This window comes from Streptomyces sp. NBC_00259 (assembly GCF_036181745.1).
Taxonomy (GTDB): domain Bacteria; phylum Actinomycetota; class Actinomycetes; order Streptomycetales; family Streptomycetaceae; genus Streptomyces; species Streptomyces pratisoli.
Genome location: NZ_CP108080.1, coordinates 1,189,804 through 1,206,394, shown reverse-complemented (window position 1 = coordinate 1,206,394; position 16,591 = coordinate 1,189,804). Strand labels below are relative to the sequence as shown.

Annotated in this window: 13 protein-coding genes and 1 riboswitch; of the genes, 8 read left to right on the top strand and 5 right to left on the bottom strand. The window is 71.9% G+C overall.

Annotation, left to right across the window (positions count from 1 at the left end; translation table 11 throughout):
• The first annotated feature begins 195 nt into the window (after window positions 1-195).
• Entirely contained in the window at window positions 196-1,008 is an 813-nt protein-coding gene (locus tag OG766_RS05355) for a carbon-nitrogen hydrolase family protein (RefSeq protein WP_266375869.1), read from the top strand.
• 40 nt (window positions 1,009-1,048) lie between these two features.
• On the top strand, window positions 1,049-2,758 hold the full coding sequence (locus OG766_RS05350) for a flavin monoamine oxidase family protein (RefSeq protein WP_266375871.1): 1,710 nt from the start codon (window positions 1,049-1,051) through the stop codon (window positions 2,756-2,758).
• 123 nt (window positions 2,759-2,881) lie between these two features.
• Here the strand turns inward: OG766_RS05350 and OG766_RS05345 are convergent, their stop codons facing one another.
• Together OG766_RS05345 and OG766_RS05340 are read right to left on the bottom strand one after the other, a co-directional pair.
• A complete protein-coding gene (locus tag OG766_RS05345; RefSeq protein ID WP_266375872.1) occupies window positions 2,882-3,811 on the bottom strand; it encodes an LLM class F420-dependent oxidoreductase in 930 nt (309 codons plus the stop codon).
• Window positions 3,812-3,836: 25 nt separating this feature from the next.
• The gene (locus tag OG766_RS05340) at window positions 3,837-4,541 is read right to left on the bottom strand and encodes a DUF5995 family protein (protein WP_266375873.1); all 705 of its coding nucleotides are present in this window, start codon (window positions 4,539-4,541) and stop codon (window positions 3,837-3,839) included.
• Between the two features lie 108 nt (window positions 4,542-4,649).
• On the opposite strand from OG766_RS05340, the gene OG766_RS05335 reads away from it, so the two are divergent.
• Complete coding sequence (locus OG766_RS05335) at window positions 4,650-5,843, top strand: glycoside hydrolase family 6 protein (RefSeq protein WP_266375875.1); 1,194 nt, start codon at window positions 4,650-4,652, stop codon at window positions 5,841-5,843.
• On the opposite strand, the gene OG766_RS05330 is transcribed toward OG766_RS05335, so the two are convergent.
• Window positions 5,822-7,228, bottom strand: coding sequence for a uracil-xanthine permease family protein (locus OG766_RS05330; RefSeq protein ID WP_328724664.1), 1,407 nt, complete (start codon window positions 7,226-7,228; stop codon window positions 5,822-5,824). The two genes, OG766_RS05335 and OG766_RS05330, sit on opposite strands and share 22 nt — an antisense overlap.
• Window positions 7,229-7,341: 113 nt before the next feature.
• Window positions 7,342-8,565, bottom strand: coding sequence for an MFS transporter (locus OG766_RS05325; RefSeq protein ID WP_266375878.1), 1,224 nt, complete (start codon window positions 8,563-8,565; stop codon window positions 7,342-7,344).
• 109 nt (window positions 8,566-8,674) lie between these two features.
• Between OG766_RS05325 and OG766_RS05320 the strand changes: the two genes are divergently transcribed.
• Window positions 8,675-9,850, top strand: coding sequence for an ROK family transcriptional regulator (locus OG766_RS05320; protein WP_266375880.1), 1,176 nt, complete (start codon window positions 8,675-8,677; stop codon window positions 9,848-9,850).
• 134 nt (window positions 9,851-9,984) lie between these two features.
• On the opposite strand, the gene OG766_RS05315 is transcribed toward OG766_RS05320, so the two are convergent.
• Entirely contained in the window at window positions 9,985-12,372 is a 2,388-nt protein-coding gene (locus OG766_RS05315; protein ID WP_328724663.1) for a chitinase C-terminal domain-containing protein, read from the bottom strand.
• 244 nt (window positions 12,373-12,616) lie between these two features.
• A riboswitch (FMN riboswitch) is annotated at window positions 12,617-12,747 on the top strand.
• Window positions 12,748-12,911: 164 nt separating this feature from the next.
• On the opposite strand from OG766_RS05315, the gene ribD reads away from it, so the two are divergent.
• From ribD to OG766_RS05295, 4 genes are read left to right on the top strand one after another with little or no spacing between them, the layout of a single operon-like run.
• Window positions 12,912-13,988, top strand: coding sequence for a bifunctional diaminohydroxyphosphoribosylaminopyrimidine deaminase/5-amino-6-(5-phosphoribosylamino)uracil reductase RibD (ribD, locus tag OG766_RS05310; RefSeq protein WP_328724662.1), 1,077 nt, complete (start codon window positions 12,912-12,914; stop codon window positions 13,986-13,988).
• 2 nt (window positions 13,989-13,990) lie between these two features.
• Complete coding sequence (locus OG766_RS05305; protein ID WP_266375886.1) at window positions 13,991-14,599, top strand: riboflavin synthase; 609 nt, start codon at window positions 13,991-13,993, stop codon at window positions 14,597-14,599.
• 5 nt (window positions 14,600-14,604) lie between these two features.
• Complete coding sequence (locus OG766_RS05300; RefSeq protein ID WP_266378247.1) at window positions 14,605-15,243, top strand: nicotinamide mononucleotide transporter family protein; 639 nt, start codon at window positions 14,605-14,607, stop codon at window positions 15,241-15,243.
• Window positions 15,240-16,571, top strand: a complete 1,332-nt coding sequence (locus OG766_RS05295; protein WP_266375888.1) for a bifunctional 3,4-dihydroxy-2-butanone-4-phosphate synthase/GTP cyclohydrolase II — start codon at window positions 15,240-15,242, stop codon at window positions 16,569-16,571. The genes OG766_RS05300 and OG766_RS05295 overlap by 4 nt, the downstream gene beginning before the upstream one ends.
• The last annotated feature ends 20 nt before the right edge of the window (window positions 16,572-16,591 follow it).

The following is a 16,591-nucleotide window of genomic DNA, read 5'->3' as shown; positions in this document are numbered from 1 at the left end:
GGTCGGCGAAGGACCCCGGCCCCGGCCGGAGCGGACCTCCCGCCGGGGATGCGCAACGAATCGCCGCCCGACGGGGCAATCGCGCAACGGATCGAGTCTCGGAACGCAACGGTCCCGCCTTGTCCCGGCCAACGGCCGGAACGTACCGTTTTGACGTCGTCCTGACACCCACCACACCCCTTCCGAGGTAGGTCCATGCCGCCGCTGCGCACCGCCCTGCTCCAGAGCTCCGGGACCCCCGGCGACATCGCGAAGAACCTCGAGATCCTCGACACCCGCGCCGCGCAGGCCGCGGCGGGCGGCGCCGGCCTCCTCGTCTGCCCGGAGATGTTCCTCACCGGCTACGCGATCGGCGCCGACGTACCCCGCCTCGCGGAGCCCGCCGACGGCCCCTCGGCCGAGGCCGTCGCCGAGATCGCCGTACGGCACGGAATCGCCGTCCTCCACGGCTACCCCGAGCGCGGCACCGGCGCCGACGAGGAGCGGGTGTACAACGCGGCGCAGCTGATCGGCCCCGACGGCGCCCGCCTCGCGAACTACCGCAAGACCCACCTCTTCGGCTGCTTCGAGCAGGAGTGGTTCACGCCCGGTGACGAGCCCGTCGTCCAGGCCGACCTCGGTGGCCTCCGCGTCGGCCTGCTGATCTGCTACGACGTCGAGTTCCCGGAGAACGTGCGCGCCCACGCGCTCGCCGGCACCGACCTGCTGGCGGTGCCGACCGCGCTGATGAACCCCTTCCGGTTCGTCGCCGAGAAGCTCCTTCCGGCCCGCGCCTTCGAGAGCCAGATGTACGTGGCGTACGCCAACCGGACCGGCCCCGAGGGCGAGTTCGACTTCGCCGGGCTCAGCTGCCTCGCCGGCCCCGACGGTGTCACCAGGGCCCGGGCCGGCTACGGCGAGGAGCTGGTGACCGGTGACGCCGACCCGGCCCTCCTGGCCGCCTCCCGCGCCGACAACCCGTACCTGCGCGACCGCCGTCCCGGCCTGTACGCGTCGCTCGTCCGCTAAGACCTCTCGACCCGCCCCGCCAGACCAGGAGCAACACCCCATGACGTCCACGGTGCCCACCGCCGTCCCGCACACCGACGCGCAGCCGCCCATCACCATGTTCGGGCCGGACTTCCCGTACGCGTACGACGACTTCCTCGCCCACCCGGCGGGCCTCGGCCAGATACCGGCGACCGAGCACGGCACCGAGATCGCCGTCATCGGCGGTGGGCTCTCCGGCATCATCGCCGCCTACGAGCTGATGAAGATGGGCCTCAAGCCCGTCGTCTACGAGGCGGACCAGATCGGCGGGCGGCTGCGCACGGTCGGCTTCGACGGCTGCGACCCGTCGCTGACCGCCGAGATGGGTGCCATGCGCTTCCCGCCGTCCTCGACGGCGCTGCAGCACTACATCGACCTGGTGGGCCTGGAGACCAAGGCGTTCCCCAACCCCCTGGCCGAGTCCACCCCTTCGACGGTGGTCGACCTCAAGGGCGAGTCGCACTACGCCGAGACGATCGACGACCTGCCGCAGGTCTACCGCGACGTCATGAACGCGTGGAACGCCTGTCTGGAGGAGGGCGCGGACTTCTCCGACATGAACCGCGCCATGCGCGAGCGGGACGTCCCGCGCATCCGCGAGATCTGGGCGAAGCTCGTCGAGAAGCTCGACAACCAGACCTTCTACGGCTTCCTCTGCGACTCCGAGGCCTTCAAGTCCTTCCGGCACCGCGAGATCTTCGGCCAGGTCGGCTTCGGCACCGGCGGCTGGGACACCGACTTCCCCAACTCCATCCTGGAGATCCTCCGCGTCGTCTACACCGAGGCCGACGACCACCACCGCGGCATCGTCGGCGGCTCCCAGCAGCTGCCGCTGCGGCTCTGGGAGCGCTCGCCGGAGAAGATCACGCACTGGGCGTACGGCACCTCGCTCGCGACGCTGCACGTCGACGGCGAGCCGCGGCCCGCCGTGACCCGGCTGCACCGCACCGCGGGCAACCGCATCACCGTCACGGACGCGTCCGGCGACATCCGCACCTACCAGGCAGCGATCTTCACCGCCCAGTCCTGGATGCTGCTCTCCAAGATCGCGTGCGACGACTCGCTGTTCCCCATCGACCACTGGACGGCGATGGAGCGGACCCACTACATGGAGTCCTCCAAGCTGTTCGTGCCCGTCGACCGGCCGTTCTGGCTGGACAAGGCCGTCGACGACAGGGGTAATCCGACCGGCCGCGACGTCATGTCGATGACGCTCACCGACCGCATGACCCGCGGCACCTACCTCCTGGACGAGGGCCCCGACAAGCCGGCCGTCATCTGCCTCTCGTACACGTGGTGCGACGACAGCCTCAAGTGGCTGCCGCTGTCCGCGAACGAGCGCATGGAGGTCATGCTCAAGTCGCTCGGCGAGATCTACCCGAAGGTCGACATCCGCAAGCACATCATCGGCAACCCGGTGACCGTGTCCTGGGAGAACGAGCCCTACTTCATGGGCGCGTTCAAGGCCAACCTGCCGGGCCACTACCGCTACCAGCGGCGTCTGTTCACCCACTTCATGCAGGACCGGCTGCCCGCCGACAAGCGCGGCATCTTCCTCGCGGGCGACGACATCTCCTGGACGGCCGGCTGGGCCGAGGGTGCGGTGCAGACCGCCCTCAACGCCGTGTGGGGCGTGATGCACCACCTCGGCGGCACCACCGACACCACCAACCCCGGACCGGGCGACGTCTTCGACGAGATCGCCCCGGTCGAGCTCCCGGAGGACTGAGCCGCTCCGGGCACCCATGAATGAGCCCCCGCCGCCGACCGTGATCCGGCCGGACCCGGGAGGTCACCCCAGCCGCCGTCGTCCGGAAACCCCGGCCGACGGCGGCTTGCGTGTTCCGGCAGGTCAGATGCCCGCGGCCCGAGCGCCCTCGTACACCGCCGCAGCGACGTCCATCAGCTCCTCGGCGTCGCGCGTGGTGGTCTGAAGATCGATGTGGAAGTCGTCGAGGCCGGGGGCGACATGCGCCGCCAGGTCCTCGACGATCTGGTCCACACTCCCGTGGAACGGCTTGCGGTCGTCGCCGTCGAGCGGCTTCGCGCGGTACCTCGCGTTGGCGCGGACCGACACCTGCAGGGGCCGCTCACGGCCGCGCTCGGCCGCCAGGTCCTGCAGCCGCCGCCATTCGCCGGCCAGCTTCCGCGCCCCCATCGCCACCGGCAGCCAGCCGTCGGCCCGGTCCACCACGCGCCGCGCGGCCTTCGTGCTGTTCGCCGGCAGCAGCACGGGGATCGGCCGGGCGGGCTTGGGCCCGACGACGGACGGGGCGATGGTCGTCAGCTCGCCCTCGTACGCGACCGGGTCCGGGCCCCACACCGCCCGGAACACGTCCAGCGTCTCGTCCAGGACCGCTCCGCGCCGCTCGAACGGGGCGACGCCGGCCGCGGCGTACTCGTCGAGGGCCCAGCCCGTGCCGAGCCCGGCCACGACCCGGCCGCCGCTCGCCGCGTCGAGGGTGGCGAGCGTACGCGCCAGCTGGAAGGGAATGTGCAGCGGCGCGATCAGCACGCTGGTGCCGAGCCGCGCCCGCCCGGTCACGGCTGCTGCGAGCGAGAGCGACACCGTCGGCTCGGCGACGTTCCGGTACTGGTCGGGCCAGGGCAGGCCCGGAATCCCGTACAGCCCCTGGGTCGCGGGCTCGGGGAAGATCACCCGCTCGAACACCCACAGGCTGTCGTAGCCGGTCTCCTCGGCCGCCGCGGCGACCGCGGGGATGTCGCGGCCGATGTCGTACTGCCTCATCTGCGGGAGGCCGAGTCCGAGCCGGATCGGCATGTCCACTCCTTCACGTCGGGGTGCGTCAGGACCAGGGAGTGAGCAGACAGCGCCCGACGAGCCCGACACCCGTGTCCAGCCTCTCGGTGAACTCGTCGGCCATTCCCGGGAGTTCCTGGAGCCGCCACAGCAGCCGTGCCGCCGACCATGCGCCGTCGCGGGCCCGTTCCAGGCTCCACGAGCCCAGCAGATGCGTGAGCGGATCGGCGATCTCCAGCACATCGGGGCCGGGCATCAGATCCTCGCGGATGCGCTCCTCCAGCATCGTGAGGAGATCGCCCACGCGGTCGAACTCCCCCTCCAGGTCCGGTGGTTCGCAGCCGAGCGTACGGCAGGTGTCCACGACGGCCAGCGCGAGATCGTGTCCGATGTGCGCATTGATTCCCGCCAGCGCGAACTGCAGGGGGCGTACGCCGGGATGCCTCCGGTACTGGAACAACGGACGCCAGCAGGCGGGCGCCCGGCGCCCCGCGGCGGCCGTGTCGACGGCGGAGAGATAGCGCTCGGCGAAGAGAACGCCCAGCGTGGAGGCGGCGCGGCGGTCCGGGAACCCGCCCCCGTCGACGCACCGGTCGACCTCCTCCGTGACCGTCAGATACACGCGGTTGAAGACCGCAACCCCGTCGCCCGCCGGCCAGTCGGACCGGAACTCCCGCATCCGGGTCATCACCGCGTCGACCGAGGGCGGGCGGGTCCCGGTACCGGCCGCGGACTGTGCGATCTGCGCCATGGGGGCAGCGTCCCAGCCATAGGCTCGCACCGGCGCCGCCCGGCCGAACGCGTCCCCGGAACGGGGGAACGCGACGGCCTCGGGCCGCCGGAAGAGGGGGATCGGCACGTGTCAGGCGTACGTACCCGGCGTCGCGCGGAACGCGGCGAGCGGCGCCGTGCGGTGCGCCGTGGGGTCATGGCCGCGGCCGCCTCGGCGGTCGTCGTCGTGGGCACGGTCACCGGGCTGGTGTCGGCGAGCGGGGGTGAGGACGGCGACGACAGGGCGCGGCCCGTCGTCACGCGTTCACCGGTGACCGTTCCGCTGCCCGGCCGGCCCCGTGCCGCCCGGACGACGCCGGCCGAGCCCGCGCCGCCCTCGCCGGCGCCCGGCGTCCATGCCTCGCCCACGGCCCGGCCGTCGGCGACGCGGGTGTCCCCGCGCCGGGAGGCACCGGCCGCCGGGGCCTCGCTGTACCGGCATCCGCAGTCGCAGGTCCTCGACTGGGTACGGGACCACCACGACGACCCGCGCCGACCGCTCATCGAGTCACGGATCGCCGCCCGGCCCGCCGCGGTCTGGTTCCCCGGCCACAACCCCGCCGGGATCACCGGCGAGGTGCGCTCGGTGACCTCCGGGGCGGCGGCATCGGGCCGCGTCCCGGTCCTCGTGCCGTACGCCATCCCGGACCGGGACTGCGGAGGCGCCTCACGGGGCGGCGCGCCCGACCTCGCCGCGTACGACACCTGGATAGGGGAGTTCGCCGCCGGTCTCGGCGACGCACCCGTCATCGTGATCCTCGAACCCGACTCGATCGCGCTCTCGGACTGTCTCTCCGACGCCGGGCGGTCCGCCCGCTACGCCTCCCTGGCCCGGGCCGGCCGCACCCTGAAGGCCGCCGACCCACGGGCGAAGGTGTACTTCGACGCCGGTCACTCCGGCTGGCACCCGGCCGCGAAGCAGGCCGCGCTTCTGCGCGCCGCGGGCGTGGCGACCAGCGGCGACGGCATCTTCACCAACGTGTCGAACTTCCATCGCACCGCCGACGAGGCGCGGTACGCGCGCCGGGTGCTCGACGCCCTCGGCGGCCCCGGCCACCTCGGCGCCGTCATCGACACCAGCCGCAACGGCAACGGCGCACCGGCGCCGGGCACCTGGTGCGACCCCGCGGGCCGCGCGCTCGGCAGGGCACCGACCACCGCGACCGGGGAGGCCCGGATCGACGCGTATCTGTGGGTGAAGCTGCCGGGGGAGTCGGACGGGTGCAAGGGCGCGGCGGGCACCTTCACACCCGACTACGCCTACGACCTGGCGACCGGCTGACCGCCGCCCTCGCCCTCGTCGTCGTACGTGGAGGTACCCGCGTCCAGCAGGGGCCCCTGCGGCTTCATGTGCGCGGGCGCGAAGGCCCGCAGGACGTGGTAGCCGGTGATGACGACGATCGTGCCGAGCGCGATCCCGCCGAGCTCGAAGGTGTCGGTGAACTTCAGGCTGACGCCGCCGACTCCGATGATGATGCCCGCGGCCGCGGGGACGAGGTTCAGCGGATTGCGCAGATCCACCTTGGCGTTGATCCAGATCTGCGCACCCAGCAGGCCGATCATTCCGTACAGGATGACGGTGATCCCGCCGAGGACCCCGCCGGGGATCGCGGCGACGACCGCGCCGAACTTGGGGCAGAGCCCGAAGAGGAGCGCGAAGAACGCGGCGGCCCAGTAGGCGGCCGTGGAGTAGACGCGGGTGGCGGCCATGACGCCGATGTTCTCGGAGTACGTGGTGTTGGGCGGGCCGCCCACGGCGGTCGACAGCATCGACGCGGCGCCGTCCGCGGCGATCGCGGTACCCAGCTCGTCGTCCAGCGGGTCGCCGGTCATCTCGCCGACGGCCTTGACGTGTCCCGCGTTCTCGGCGATCAGGGCGATCACGACGGGCAGGGCGACGAGGATCGCCGACCACTCGAAGCTCGGGGCGTGGAAGGCGGGCAGCCCGATCCAGTCGGCCTCGCCCACGCCGGACAGGTCCAGCCGCCAGTGGTCGACGGCCTCGGCGCCGCCGACCGGTGAGTGGATCCTGCCGAAGACGCGGTCGAAGACCCAGGAGATGCCGTAGCCGAAGATCAGCCCGAGGAAGATCGCGATCCGTGACCAGAAACCGCGCAGGCACACCACGGCCAGGCCGGTGAACAGCATCACGAGCAGCGCCGTCCACTGGTCCTGCGGCCAGTACGTCGAGGCCGTCACCGGCGCCAGGTTGAAGCCGATGAGCATGACGACGGCGCCCGTGACGATCGGCGGCATCGCGGCATGGATGATCCGTGCGCCGAAGTGCCGCACGGCGAGGCCCGCGAGGAACAGCGCGGCGCCGACGACCAGGATCGCGCCGGTGACGGTGGCGCTGTCGCCGCCGGTGGCGCGGATCGTCGCGGCCACGCCGACGAAGGACAGCGAACAGCCCAGATAGCTGGGGATCCGGCCGCGGGTCGCGAGCAGGAAGATCATGGTCGCGACACCGGACATCATGATCGCGAGGTTCGGGTCGAGGCCCATGAGCACCGGCGCCACGAACGAGGCGCCGAACATGGCCACGACGTGCTGGGCGCCGAGGCCCGCCGTACGTGGCCACGAGAGGCGTTCGTCGGGCCGTACGACGGCTCCGGGAGCGGGTGTTCGTCCGTCGCCGTGCAGGCTCCAGCGCACGCCGAGGTTCATACGGGCTCCAGTTCGCGGGGGGTCGTGCTGATCAGCGCAATGGTACGGGGAGCCTCCCGTTCCGCTTCCGCCCCACCACGCGGCCGGGCCGATCGGCCCGGCTGCGGCGCGACCTAGGCGCGGACGTCCCGCGCCGATGGTGTCGCGGTCGTGGCGGGCGCCGTCGGGGTCGCCGTGCGGCCGCTGCCGCGCAGCACCCCCGCCCCCAGCACAAGACCGAACGCCAGCACCGTCACCAGACCGAACGACACCACCAGCGACGTCAGATCAGCGATACCGCCGATCGCGGACGGTGCGATCAGCCCCGACGTGTACGTGATCGTCGCGACCCCCGCGATCGAGAGGCTCGGGTTCGTCCCGCTGCGCCCCGCCGCCGCGAACGCCAGCGGCACCACCACCGCGATGCCGAGCCCGATGCACCCGAACCCCGCCATCGCGGCCACCGGATGCGGCGCCAGCACCACCAGCACACCACCGGCGGTCGCCAGTACGCCGCCGACGCGGACCGTGCGGACCGGGCCGAAGCGGTCCACGACCCGGTCGCCGACCAGCCGCGCCACCGCCATCGTCAGGGCGAACGCGGTCGTGGACGCCGCGGCGAGCCCGGCCGACGTGTCCAGCACGTCCCGCAGATACACCGCCGACCAGTCCAGGCTCGCGCCCTCCGCGAACACCCCGCAGAAGCCGATCGCACCGATGACGACCGCGGACCTCGGCGGCAGCGCGAACCGCGGCGGCGCCGCCTCGCCCTCCGCGCTGCGCAGGTCCAGGACGCCCTGGCAGGCCACCAGGCCGATCACGGTGAGCACGGCGGACGCCAGGAGGTGGTGGAACCGCGCGTCGCTGCCGACATGTGCCGCCAGCGTGCCCGCGGCGGAGCCGACGAGCGCGCCCACGCTCCACATCCCGTGCAGCCCGGACATGATGGAGCGGTCCATGCGGTTCTCGATCTCGACGCCCAGCGCGTTCATGGCGACATCGGACATGCCGGCCGTCGCGCCGTACACGAACAGCGCCGCGCACAGCGCGTACACGTTGGGGGAGAGCGCCGGGAGCGTCAGGGCCAGGGTCCAGAGCGCGAGCAGCCCGCGCAGCGATGTGCGGGCCCCGAAGCGGTGGCTGATGGCGCCGGCGAGCGGCATCGCCAGGGACGCGCCGATCGCGGGAAAGGCGAGAGCGAGACCGAGCTGGCCGGCGCCGACTCCCGCGTGGTCCTGGATCCAGGGGATACGCGTGGCGAAGCTGCCCGTCACGGCACCGTGCACACAGAAGACGGCGGCCACGGCATACCGGGCCCGGCTCAGCCGGCGCTTGTCGAAGGCCACTTCAGTCGGCATCGGTGCCGTCCTCCCCGTGAAGCGTGGTCTTTCGCGTAAACTATCAGGAACCCTGCCTGATAAATAGCCCTCCGGCTGTGACACGGCGGAGATCTGGAAGGATCCCGGCATGCCCGCATCCCCGAGCACCGCCAGGGCCATCAACGACCGGCTCGCGCTGCGACTCCTCCAGGACGAGGGCCCGTTGACGGCAGGCCAGCTGAAGACGTTGACCGGGCTGTCCCGGCCGTCCGTCGCCGACCTCGTGGAGCGGCTGCAGCAGTCCGGCCTCATCAGGATCGTGGGCGAGGCGGGCGAACAGCGCCGCGGGCCCAACGCCAGGGTGTACGGGATCGTCGCCGACCGGGCGCACCTCGCGGCCCTCGACGTACGGACCCAGGGCGTCTCCGTCGTCGTCGCCGACCTGCTGGGCGCGACGCTCGCCGAGGCGACGCTTCCCATCGACAGCGACACCGGCACCGAACCGGCCGTGGAGCAGGCCGTGGCGCTGCTGGAGCGCACGGCGCGCGACGCGGGCGTGGCGCGGCTGCACAGCGTCGGCATCGGGGCGCCGGGGCTGATCGATCCCGTCACGGGGGAACTGCGGGACTCCGGCAGCCTGCCCGCCTGGCACCGCAGACTCGTCGCGGCCCTTCAGGAACGTCTTCCCGCCACCGTCCTCGTCGAGAACGAGACCAACCTGGCGGCCGTCGCCGAACAGCGCCTCGGCGCCGCACGCGACCAGGACGACTTCGTCCTGCTCTGGCTCGGCCAGGGGGTCGGCGCGGCGGTCGTCCTCGGCGGGAAGCTGCGCCGCGGTGCGTCGGGCGGCGCCGGCGAGATCGGCTTCCTCCCGGTCCCCGGCACGGGCGGCCTGCCGTCGGCCACGGGCTGCGACGCCGGCTTCCACGCCCTGGCCGGTGCCGCCGCGGTCCGCGAACTCGCCTCGCGTCACGGCATCGAGGCCGACGCCGAGGAGGCCGTGCGCGTCGCGGCGGCGGGCGACAGCGGCGGGCCGGACGGCCCGGGCGGCGCCTTCCTGGACGCGCTCGCCGGGCAACTGGCCGTGGGGGCCGCGGCCGTCGCCGCCGTACTGGACCCCGGGTGCGTCGTCCTCGGCGGCGAGATCGGGCACGCCGGCGGGACGGCTCTCGCCTCCCGGGTCGAGGCACGCCTCGCCACGCTGTCGCCGGTGAGCACGGAGATCCGGCCGGCGGCACTCGGCGGCGAGGCGATCCTCAGGGGCGCCCTCCTTACCGCCCGCGACGCGGCCCAGGCCGAACTCTTCGCCCCGGCGCACGTGTAAAGGCCCGTCCGGCCTCCGAGGGCGGACGGGCCCGGCGGCGTCGGCGCAGCCCCGTCTCCCGGGGTCACGGGAGCCATGAGGACCCGGCGGCGGCAAGGGCCGGGAACCGCCGCCGGGCGTTCTCGCGCTGAGGGTCAGCAGGCGCCGAGGTCCTGCCACACCCCCCATTCACCGGTGGTACCCGGCTCCTCGCCCTTCGTCCACCACTTCGCCTTCCAGCTGCGGGAGTTGTGGGAGACGGTCGTGTTGCCCACGTACTCGGTCGTCGGGTTCCACGCGGGCGCCGTGCACTGGCCGCCCCCGCCCGTCGTGCCGCCGGTGTTCGTGCCTCCGGTCGTCGTACCCCCGTTGTCCGTGCCGCCGGTGGTCGTCCCGCCGGTGGTCGTCCCGCCGGTCGTGCCCGACCCGGGATCGACCAGGCTCGTTCCCCGGGCCAGATCACCCGCCAGCGCATACGTCTTCCCGCCGAAGGTCACCGTCCAGTTCGACGGCGTCGACACCGGCAGGTAGTACACGAAGTCCAGCTGTACGGACGCCCCGGGCGCCAGCGTCTGCCAGCTCGGCAGCTTCAGCGAGACGCGGTGGTGGTCGCCCTTCAGCCCGCCCACGTTCGTGCCGGTGTGGTCGCTGCGCACCACGGTCGTGCCGAAGCCGGACTGGTCCTTGGCGTTCCCGGGAGCGGACGTGCCGTAGTCGAACTGGAACTCCGTGCCGCCCGGGAGCGTCGCCGTCGTGTTGTTGGTGATCTTCAGCTTCGGGCTGATCGGGTAGTTGGAGTCGCCGAGCGGGAACTGCCCGAACTCCACGCCCAGGTCGACCGCTTCGGCCGGTGTCGCGGCCGTCGCACGCCGCGCGCCGTACGGAGCCGCGGACTTGAACTTCTCGTACATGGCGGTGGTGAGCGTGTCGCCCATCTCGTACTGGCCCTTCGCGGCGTTCCAGCCGTAGTCGCCGGCCAGTTCCCAGATCATCGTGCCGCCGATGCCCCTGTTCACCACGTAGTCGGCCTTGGCGTTCACCGACTGCTCGTCCTCCGTCGACAGGAAGACCTTCTTCTGGGCGTTCCACAGCCATGGAGCGACCAGCGTCGAGTCGTACTTGCGGGCGTACGTGCCGGTCAGCGTCGTCCCGGCGGGGAAGCCGTACCGCGTGACGTAGTCGCCGACGACGCCCCGCTCCAGGTTCTTGGCGTGCCACATCGGGTTGGAACCGGCCGGGGACTCGTTGCCCGCGGTGTCCTTGTCGTGCCAGAGGTTGTCGATGCCGACCGCGCCGTCACCGCACTTGGTCAGTCCCGAGCCGGCCGGACAGCTCGTCGAGGGAGCCTTGCCCCACAGACCGTCCGTTCCGCCCTGCACGTTCCTGAAACCGCGTGTGTAGTACGGGAGTCCGATGTTGATCCGGCCGGCCGGCATCGAGCCGCGGAAGTAGTGATAGGCCCAGTCGGTGTTGAGATAGCCGATCCCGCCGTACTGGGAGGTCGAGTAGACCCCGGCCGCCGCGAGTTCGCCGTCCTTGCCGTCGTCGAAGAGCGAGGCGTTCGGGCCGACGTACTCGTTCCACGCGCCGTGGAGGTCGTAGGACATGATGTTGACGTAGTCCAGGTACTTCTGGACCTGGAACGTCTCCATTCCGCGCAGCAGATATCCGGACGACGGCGCCGCCACGGTCAGCAGATAGTGCTTCCCGTCCGCCGCGCCCGCCCGGTCGAGCTTCTCGCGCAGTGTCTTCATCAGCGCGGCGTAGCCCTTGACGAGTCCGGCGCGCCGCGCGTTGGCGACGGTGTGGTCCAGCGGATTGCCGGCGTCCTTCATCGTCGTCGGGTACTCGTAGTCGATGTCGACGCCGTTGAACCCGTACTTCTTGATGAACGTGACGGCGGAGTCCGCGAAGGTGTCGATCCCGGCCTGGTTCACCGAGCCGTCGGCGTTGGTCGCCATCGCGTAGAAGCCGCCGGAGTCCACCCGCCCGCCGTTGTCGTCGAAGTAGCCCCCGGTCTCGGCCCAGCCGCCGACCGAGATCAGCGTCTTCACGTCCGGGTGCTGCTTCTTGAACTTGCCGAGCAGGTTGAAGTGGCCCTTGTACGTGTACGCCGGGTCCATCTCCGCGCCCGCCACGCCCGGCCAGGTCATGCCGGTGGCGGCGTTGGCCGGACCGTCCGTGCCGACCGACAGTCTGTTGTCGCCGCCGATGTGCCCGAAGGCGTAGTTGATGTGGGTGATCTTGTCCCAGGGAATGTCGGAGGCGAGATAGGCGGGCTCGCCGTTGTTCCCGGTGCGCCAGCCGGTGAAGTAGCCGATCACGCGGCGCTTGTGGTCGGCGCCCATCTTCTCGCGGCCGTCGGTGTCGTAGACCGAGCAGTAGGGGACGTCGACACCGGGGGTGGCGTAGAGCCCGTCGGGGCGACAGGACTCGTTGTCGGCGGCGTGCGATACGCCGCCGGAGAGCGAGCTCAGCAGCAGTCCTGCGGCGGCTGCCGCGGCCGCGAGGAGCGTCGCTCTCGCGCGGGTGGGGGTGAGCACGGTGGTGGCCTCCTGGGGAGGGAGTGGGGATCACACAACTGGCGGGCGAGTGGGTCGTGTTGGGCCCGGGCGTGCGCACACCGGCTGGGCCGCTCCGCGGAGGTGACGCAGAGATTAAGAGGACTAGACCAGTGCGTCAATAGGTCTGGACCATTCCGGTCCGAAGGGATCCTGTGAGCCAGGACACAGAGGCTCGCCCGTATGGCTCACCGGAGGCCGTGGCACACTGGCCCTGTATCAGCAGCAGCGCGCTCCGGGGTCGGTGCAATTCCGAACCGGCGGTTACAGTCCGCGACCCGTCCGCATCCAGCGGCCGGTTGACCAGGTGAAATTCCTGGACCGACGGTTAAAGTCCGGATGGGAGGCAGTGCGCGGCGGGCGGCCCTCGTGGTCCGTCGGCCATGGCGGCTGATCGTCCTCGCGGGACACTCGAGGGCGATCCGTTCCGTCGGCGTCGGCGTTCCCCTGAGGCGTTGTCCCGCTTTCTCTGTCGTCATCGACAGCCCCGGAGTCCGTGCCCGAAGAGGCAGGAGGACCCGGTGGCCACCCCGGCCGACACGCACGCCATGCGCCGAGCCGTCGCGCTCGCCGCCCGTGGACTCGGCTCCACCAGCCCCAACCCGGTCGTCGGGTGCGTCATCACCGACGCCGCCGGACAGCAGGTGGGCGAGGGGTTCCATCAGCGTGCGGGCGGCCCCCACGCCGAGATCCACGCCCTCCGGGACGCGGGCGAACGCTCCCGCGGCGGGACCGCCTACGTCACCCTCGAACCCTGCAACCACACCGGCCGTACCGGCCCCTGCGCCCAGGCCCTCGTCGAGGCCGGGATCGCCCGTGTCGTGTACGCCGTCGCCGACCCCACCCCGCAGGCCACCGGGGGCGCCGACACCCTGCGCGCCGCCGGCGTCCAGGTCGAGCAGGGCCTCCTGGGGGACGAGGCCGAGGCCGGCAACATCGCCTGGCTCACCTCCGTACGCCACCGCCGCCCCTACGTCCTGTGGAAGTACGCCGCCACCCTCGACGGACGCATCGCCGCAGCGGACGGCACCAGCCGCTGGATCAGCTCGCCCGAGTCCCGCGCCGACGTCCACCGCCTGCGCGCCGAGGCCGACGCCGTGATCGTCGGCTCCGGCACCGCCCGCGCCGACGACCCGCACCTCGCGGTCCGCGGCATCGACGGAGTGACCCAGCCGCTGAGGGTCGTGATCGACACCGACGCCACCGCCGTGAGGCCCGGTGCCCGCGTCCTCGACGACACCGCGCCGACCCTGATCGCGGTCGCCGAGGACGCCGAGACCGCCCTCCCGGACGTCGTACGGCTGCCCAGGGCGGGCCACGGCCTGTCCGTACCCGCGCTGCTGGACGCCCTGTACGCGCGCGGCGTCCGCTCCGTACTGCTCGAAGGCGGCCCGACGCTGGCCGGGTCCTTCGTCTCCGCGGGAGCCGTCGACGCCGTCGTCGGCTACCTCGCCCCCGTACTCCTCGGCGCGGGCCGGCCCGCCCTCGCCGACGCCGGAATCACCACCATCACCGAAGCGTTGCGGCTCGACGTGACCGAGGCCGTCCGCCTCGGCCCCGATCTGCGCATCACCGCGACCGTCCCCAAGGGAGCCTGAGAGTGTTCACCGGAATCGTCGAAGAGCTGGGCGAGGTCACCGCCGTCGAGGACCTCGGTGACTCGTCCCGCTTCCGACTGCGCGGACCCGTCGTCACCGAGGACGCGAAGCACGGCGATTCCATCGCCGTGAACGGCGTCTGCCTCACCGTCGTGGAGACCGGCGACGGCGAGTTCACCGCCGATGTGATGGCCGAGACGCTGAAGCGCTCCAGCCTGGGCGCGCTCGCCGTCGGCTCCCGGGTCAACCTGGAGCGGCCGATGGTGGCCGACGGCCGGTTCGGCGGGCACATCGTCCAGGGACATGTCGACGGCACCGGCACGGTCGTCGAGCGCACTCCGTCCGAGCACTGGGAGCTCGTCAAGGTCTCCCTCCCGGCGGAGCTCGGCCGCTACGTCGTCGAGAAGGGCTCCATCACCGTCGACGGAGTCAGCCTCACCGTCGTCGACGCGGGCGCCGACCACTTCACCATCAGCCTGATCCCCACCACCCTCGCGCTGACCACGCTCGGCATCAAGCAGCCCGGCGACCCGGTCAACCTCGAGGTCGACGTCATCGCCAAGTACGTCGAGCGGCTGCTCGGCGCGGACGCGAAGGAGAGCGGCGAGTGAGCGCCCTGGACTGGCTGAACTCCGAGGCCTTCACGGCCTTCGACCAGCACATCAAGTGGTCCGACATGATCGGCAACGTGATCGGCCTGATCGCCCTCGCGCTCGGCTGGCGCCGCTCCATATGGACCTGGCCCGCCCAGTTCCTGTCCGGCCTCATCCTCTTCGCCGCGTTCGCCACGTCCCATCTGACCGGCAGCGCGGGCAAGCAGGTCGTCGTCATGGCCGTCGCGGCCTGGGGCTACTGGCAGTGGACCCGCGGCCGGCAGCAGGCCCAGGACGGTTCGATCGCCGTACGCTTCGCCACCTGGCGCCAGCGCGGCGTGATGCTGGCCGGGGCGGCGCTCGGCACCGTCGCCGTCGCCCTGCTCTTCACCGCCTACCCGTCCCTGTCCTGGGACCCGTGGCCGGACGCGTACATCTTCGTCGGCACGCTGGTCGCCATGTACGCCCAGGCCCGCGGCATGGTCGAGTTCTGGTTCGCCTGGCTGCTGGTCGACCTCGTCGGCGTACCGCTGAACTTCGCCAACGGCTTCGCGTTCTCCGGGTTCGTCTACGTCATCTACGGCGCGCTCGTCCTGTGGGGCATGCGCGACTGGTGGCTGCGATCCCGTACGACTCCCGCCCTGGAAGGAGCGGCAGCATGACATCCCGCCCGTCTCCCACCACCCCGACCGAGGCGTTCCACGCCGCACCTGCGATCCACACCACCTGGTACCCGGAGGAGGAGCTCGTGCTCGACCCCGTCGACCAGGCCATCCGTGACATCGCCGCGGGCCGCCCCGTCGTCGTCGTCGACGACGAGGACCGTGAGAACGAGGGCGACCTCGTCATCGCCGCCGAGAAGGCCACGCCCGAGATCGTCGCGTTCATGATGAGCGAGTGCCGGGGCCTGATCTGCGCCCCCATGGAGAGCGACGAACTGGAGCGGCTCCAGCTGCCGCAGATGGTCGAGCACAACACCGAGTCGATGAGCACGGCCTTCACCGTCTCCGTCGACGCCGCCCCCGCGCACGGTGTCACCACCGGCATCTCCGCCGCCGACCGCGCCACCACCCTCCAGCTGCTGGCGAGCGGCACGGCCGAGCCCACCGACCTCGTGCGCCCCGGCCATGTCTTCCCGCTGCGCGCCAAGCCCGGCGGCGTCCTCGTGCGCAACGGGCACACCGAGGCGGCCGTCGACCTCGCCCGGCTCGCGGGACTGCGGCCCGCCGGCGCGATCGTCGAGATCGCCGGCGAGGACGGCGTCATGCTGCGGCTGCCCGAGCTGATCCCGTTCGCCCGCAAGCACGGGCTCACGATCATCTCCATCGAGGACCTCGTCGCCTACCGCCGCAGCTCCGAGCCGACCGTCCGCCGCGAGGCCGAGGTCAACCTGCCGACCGCGCACGGCGCGTTCACGGCGTACGGCTACCGCTCCACGACCGACGGCGTCGAGCACGTCGCGCTGGTCCACGGCGACCTCGGCGACGGCGAGGACGTCCTCGTCCGCGTCCACTCCGAGTGCCTCACCGGCGACATCTTCCACTCGCTGCGCTGCGACTGCGGCCCCCAGCTGGAAGCCTCCATGAAGCGCATCACCGAGGCGGGCCGCGGGGTCGTCGTCTATCTCCGCGGCCACGAGGGCCGAGGCATCGGACTGGTGTCCAAGCTGCGGGCGTACGAGCTGCAGGAACGCGGTCGCGACACACTCGACGCCAATCTGGAACTCGGCCTGCCCGCCGACGCCCGGGACTACGCGGCGGGCGCCCAGATCCTCGAGGACCTCGGTGTACGCAGCCTCCGCCTGATGACCAACAACCCCGACAAGATCAGCGCTCTCGTGCGGCACGGACTGAAGGTCCAGGGCCGTGAGGTCATGCCGCTGCAGGCGGGTGAGCACAATCTGCGGTACCTGCGCACCAAGCGGGACCGCATGGGGCACGACCTGCCCTGGCTGGACGGCGCCACCGCCTCCACCTGCGGCAACCAGTAGGACCCGTCGGCCGCCACGAC

Excerpts from the sequence above, each read along its gene's own strand:
- OG766_RS05350 (WP_266375871.1), top strand. The coding sequence starts at position 1,049 with ATGACGTCCACGGTGCCCACCGCCGTCCCGCACACCGACGCGCAGCCG.
- OG766_RS05330 (WP_328724664.1), bottom strand. The coding sequence starts at position 7,228 with ATGAACCTCGGCGTGCGCTGGAGCCTGCACGGCGACGGACGAACACCC.
- OG766_RS05340 (WP_266375873.1), bottom strand. The coding sequence starts at position 4,541 with ATGGCGCAGATCGCACAGTCCGCGGCCGGTACCGGGACCCGCCCGCCC.
- OG766_RS05355 (WP_266375869.1), top strand. The coding sequence starts at position 196 with ATGCCGCCGCTGCGCACCGCCCTGCTCCAGAGCTCCGGGACCCCCGGC.
- OG766_RS05325 (WP_266375878.1), bottom strand. The coding sequence starts at position 8,565 with ATGCCGACTGAAGTGGCCTTCGACAAGCGCCGGCTGAGCCGGGCCCGG.
- OG766_RS05320 (WP_266375880.1), top strand. The coding sequence starts at position 8,675 with ATGCCCGCATCCCCGAGCACCGCCAGGGCCATCAACGACCGGCTCGCG.
- OG766_RS05295 (WP_266375888.1), top strand. The coding sequence starts at position 15,240 with ATGACATCCCGCCCGTCTCCCACCACCCCGACCGAGGCGTTCCACGCC.
- OG766_RS05345 (WP_266375872.1), bottom strand. The coding sequence starts at position 3,811 with ATGCCGATCCGGCTCGGACTCGGCCTCCCGCAGATGAGGCAGTACGAC.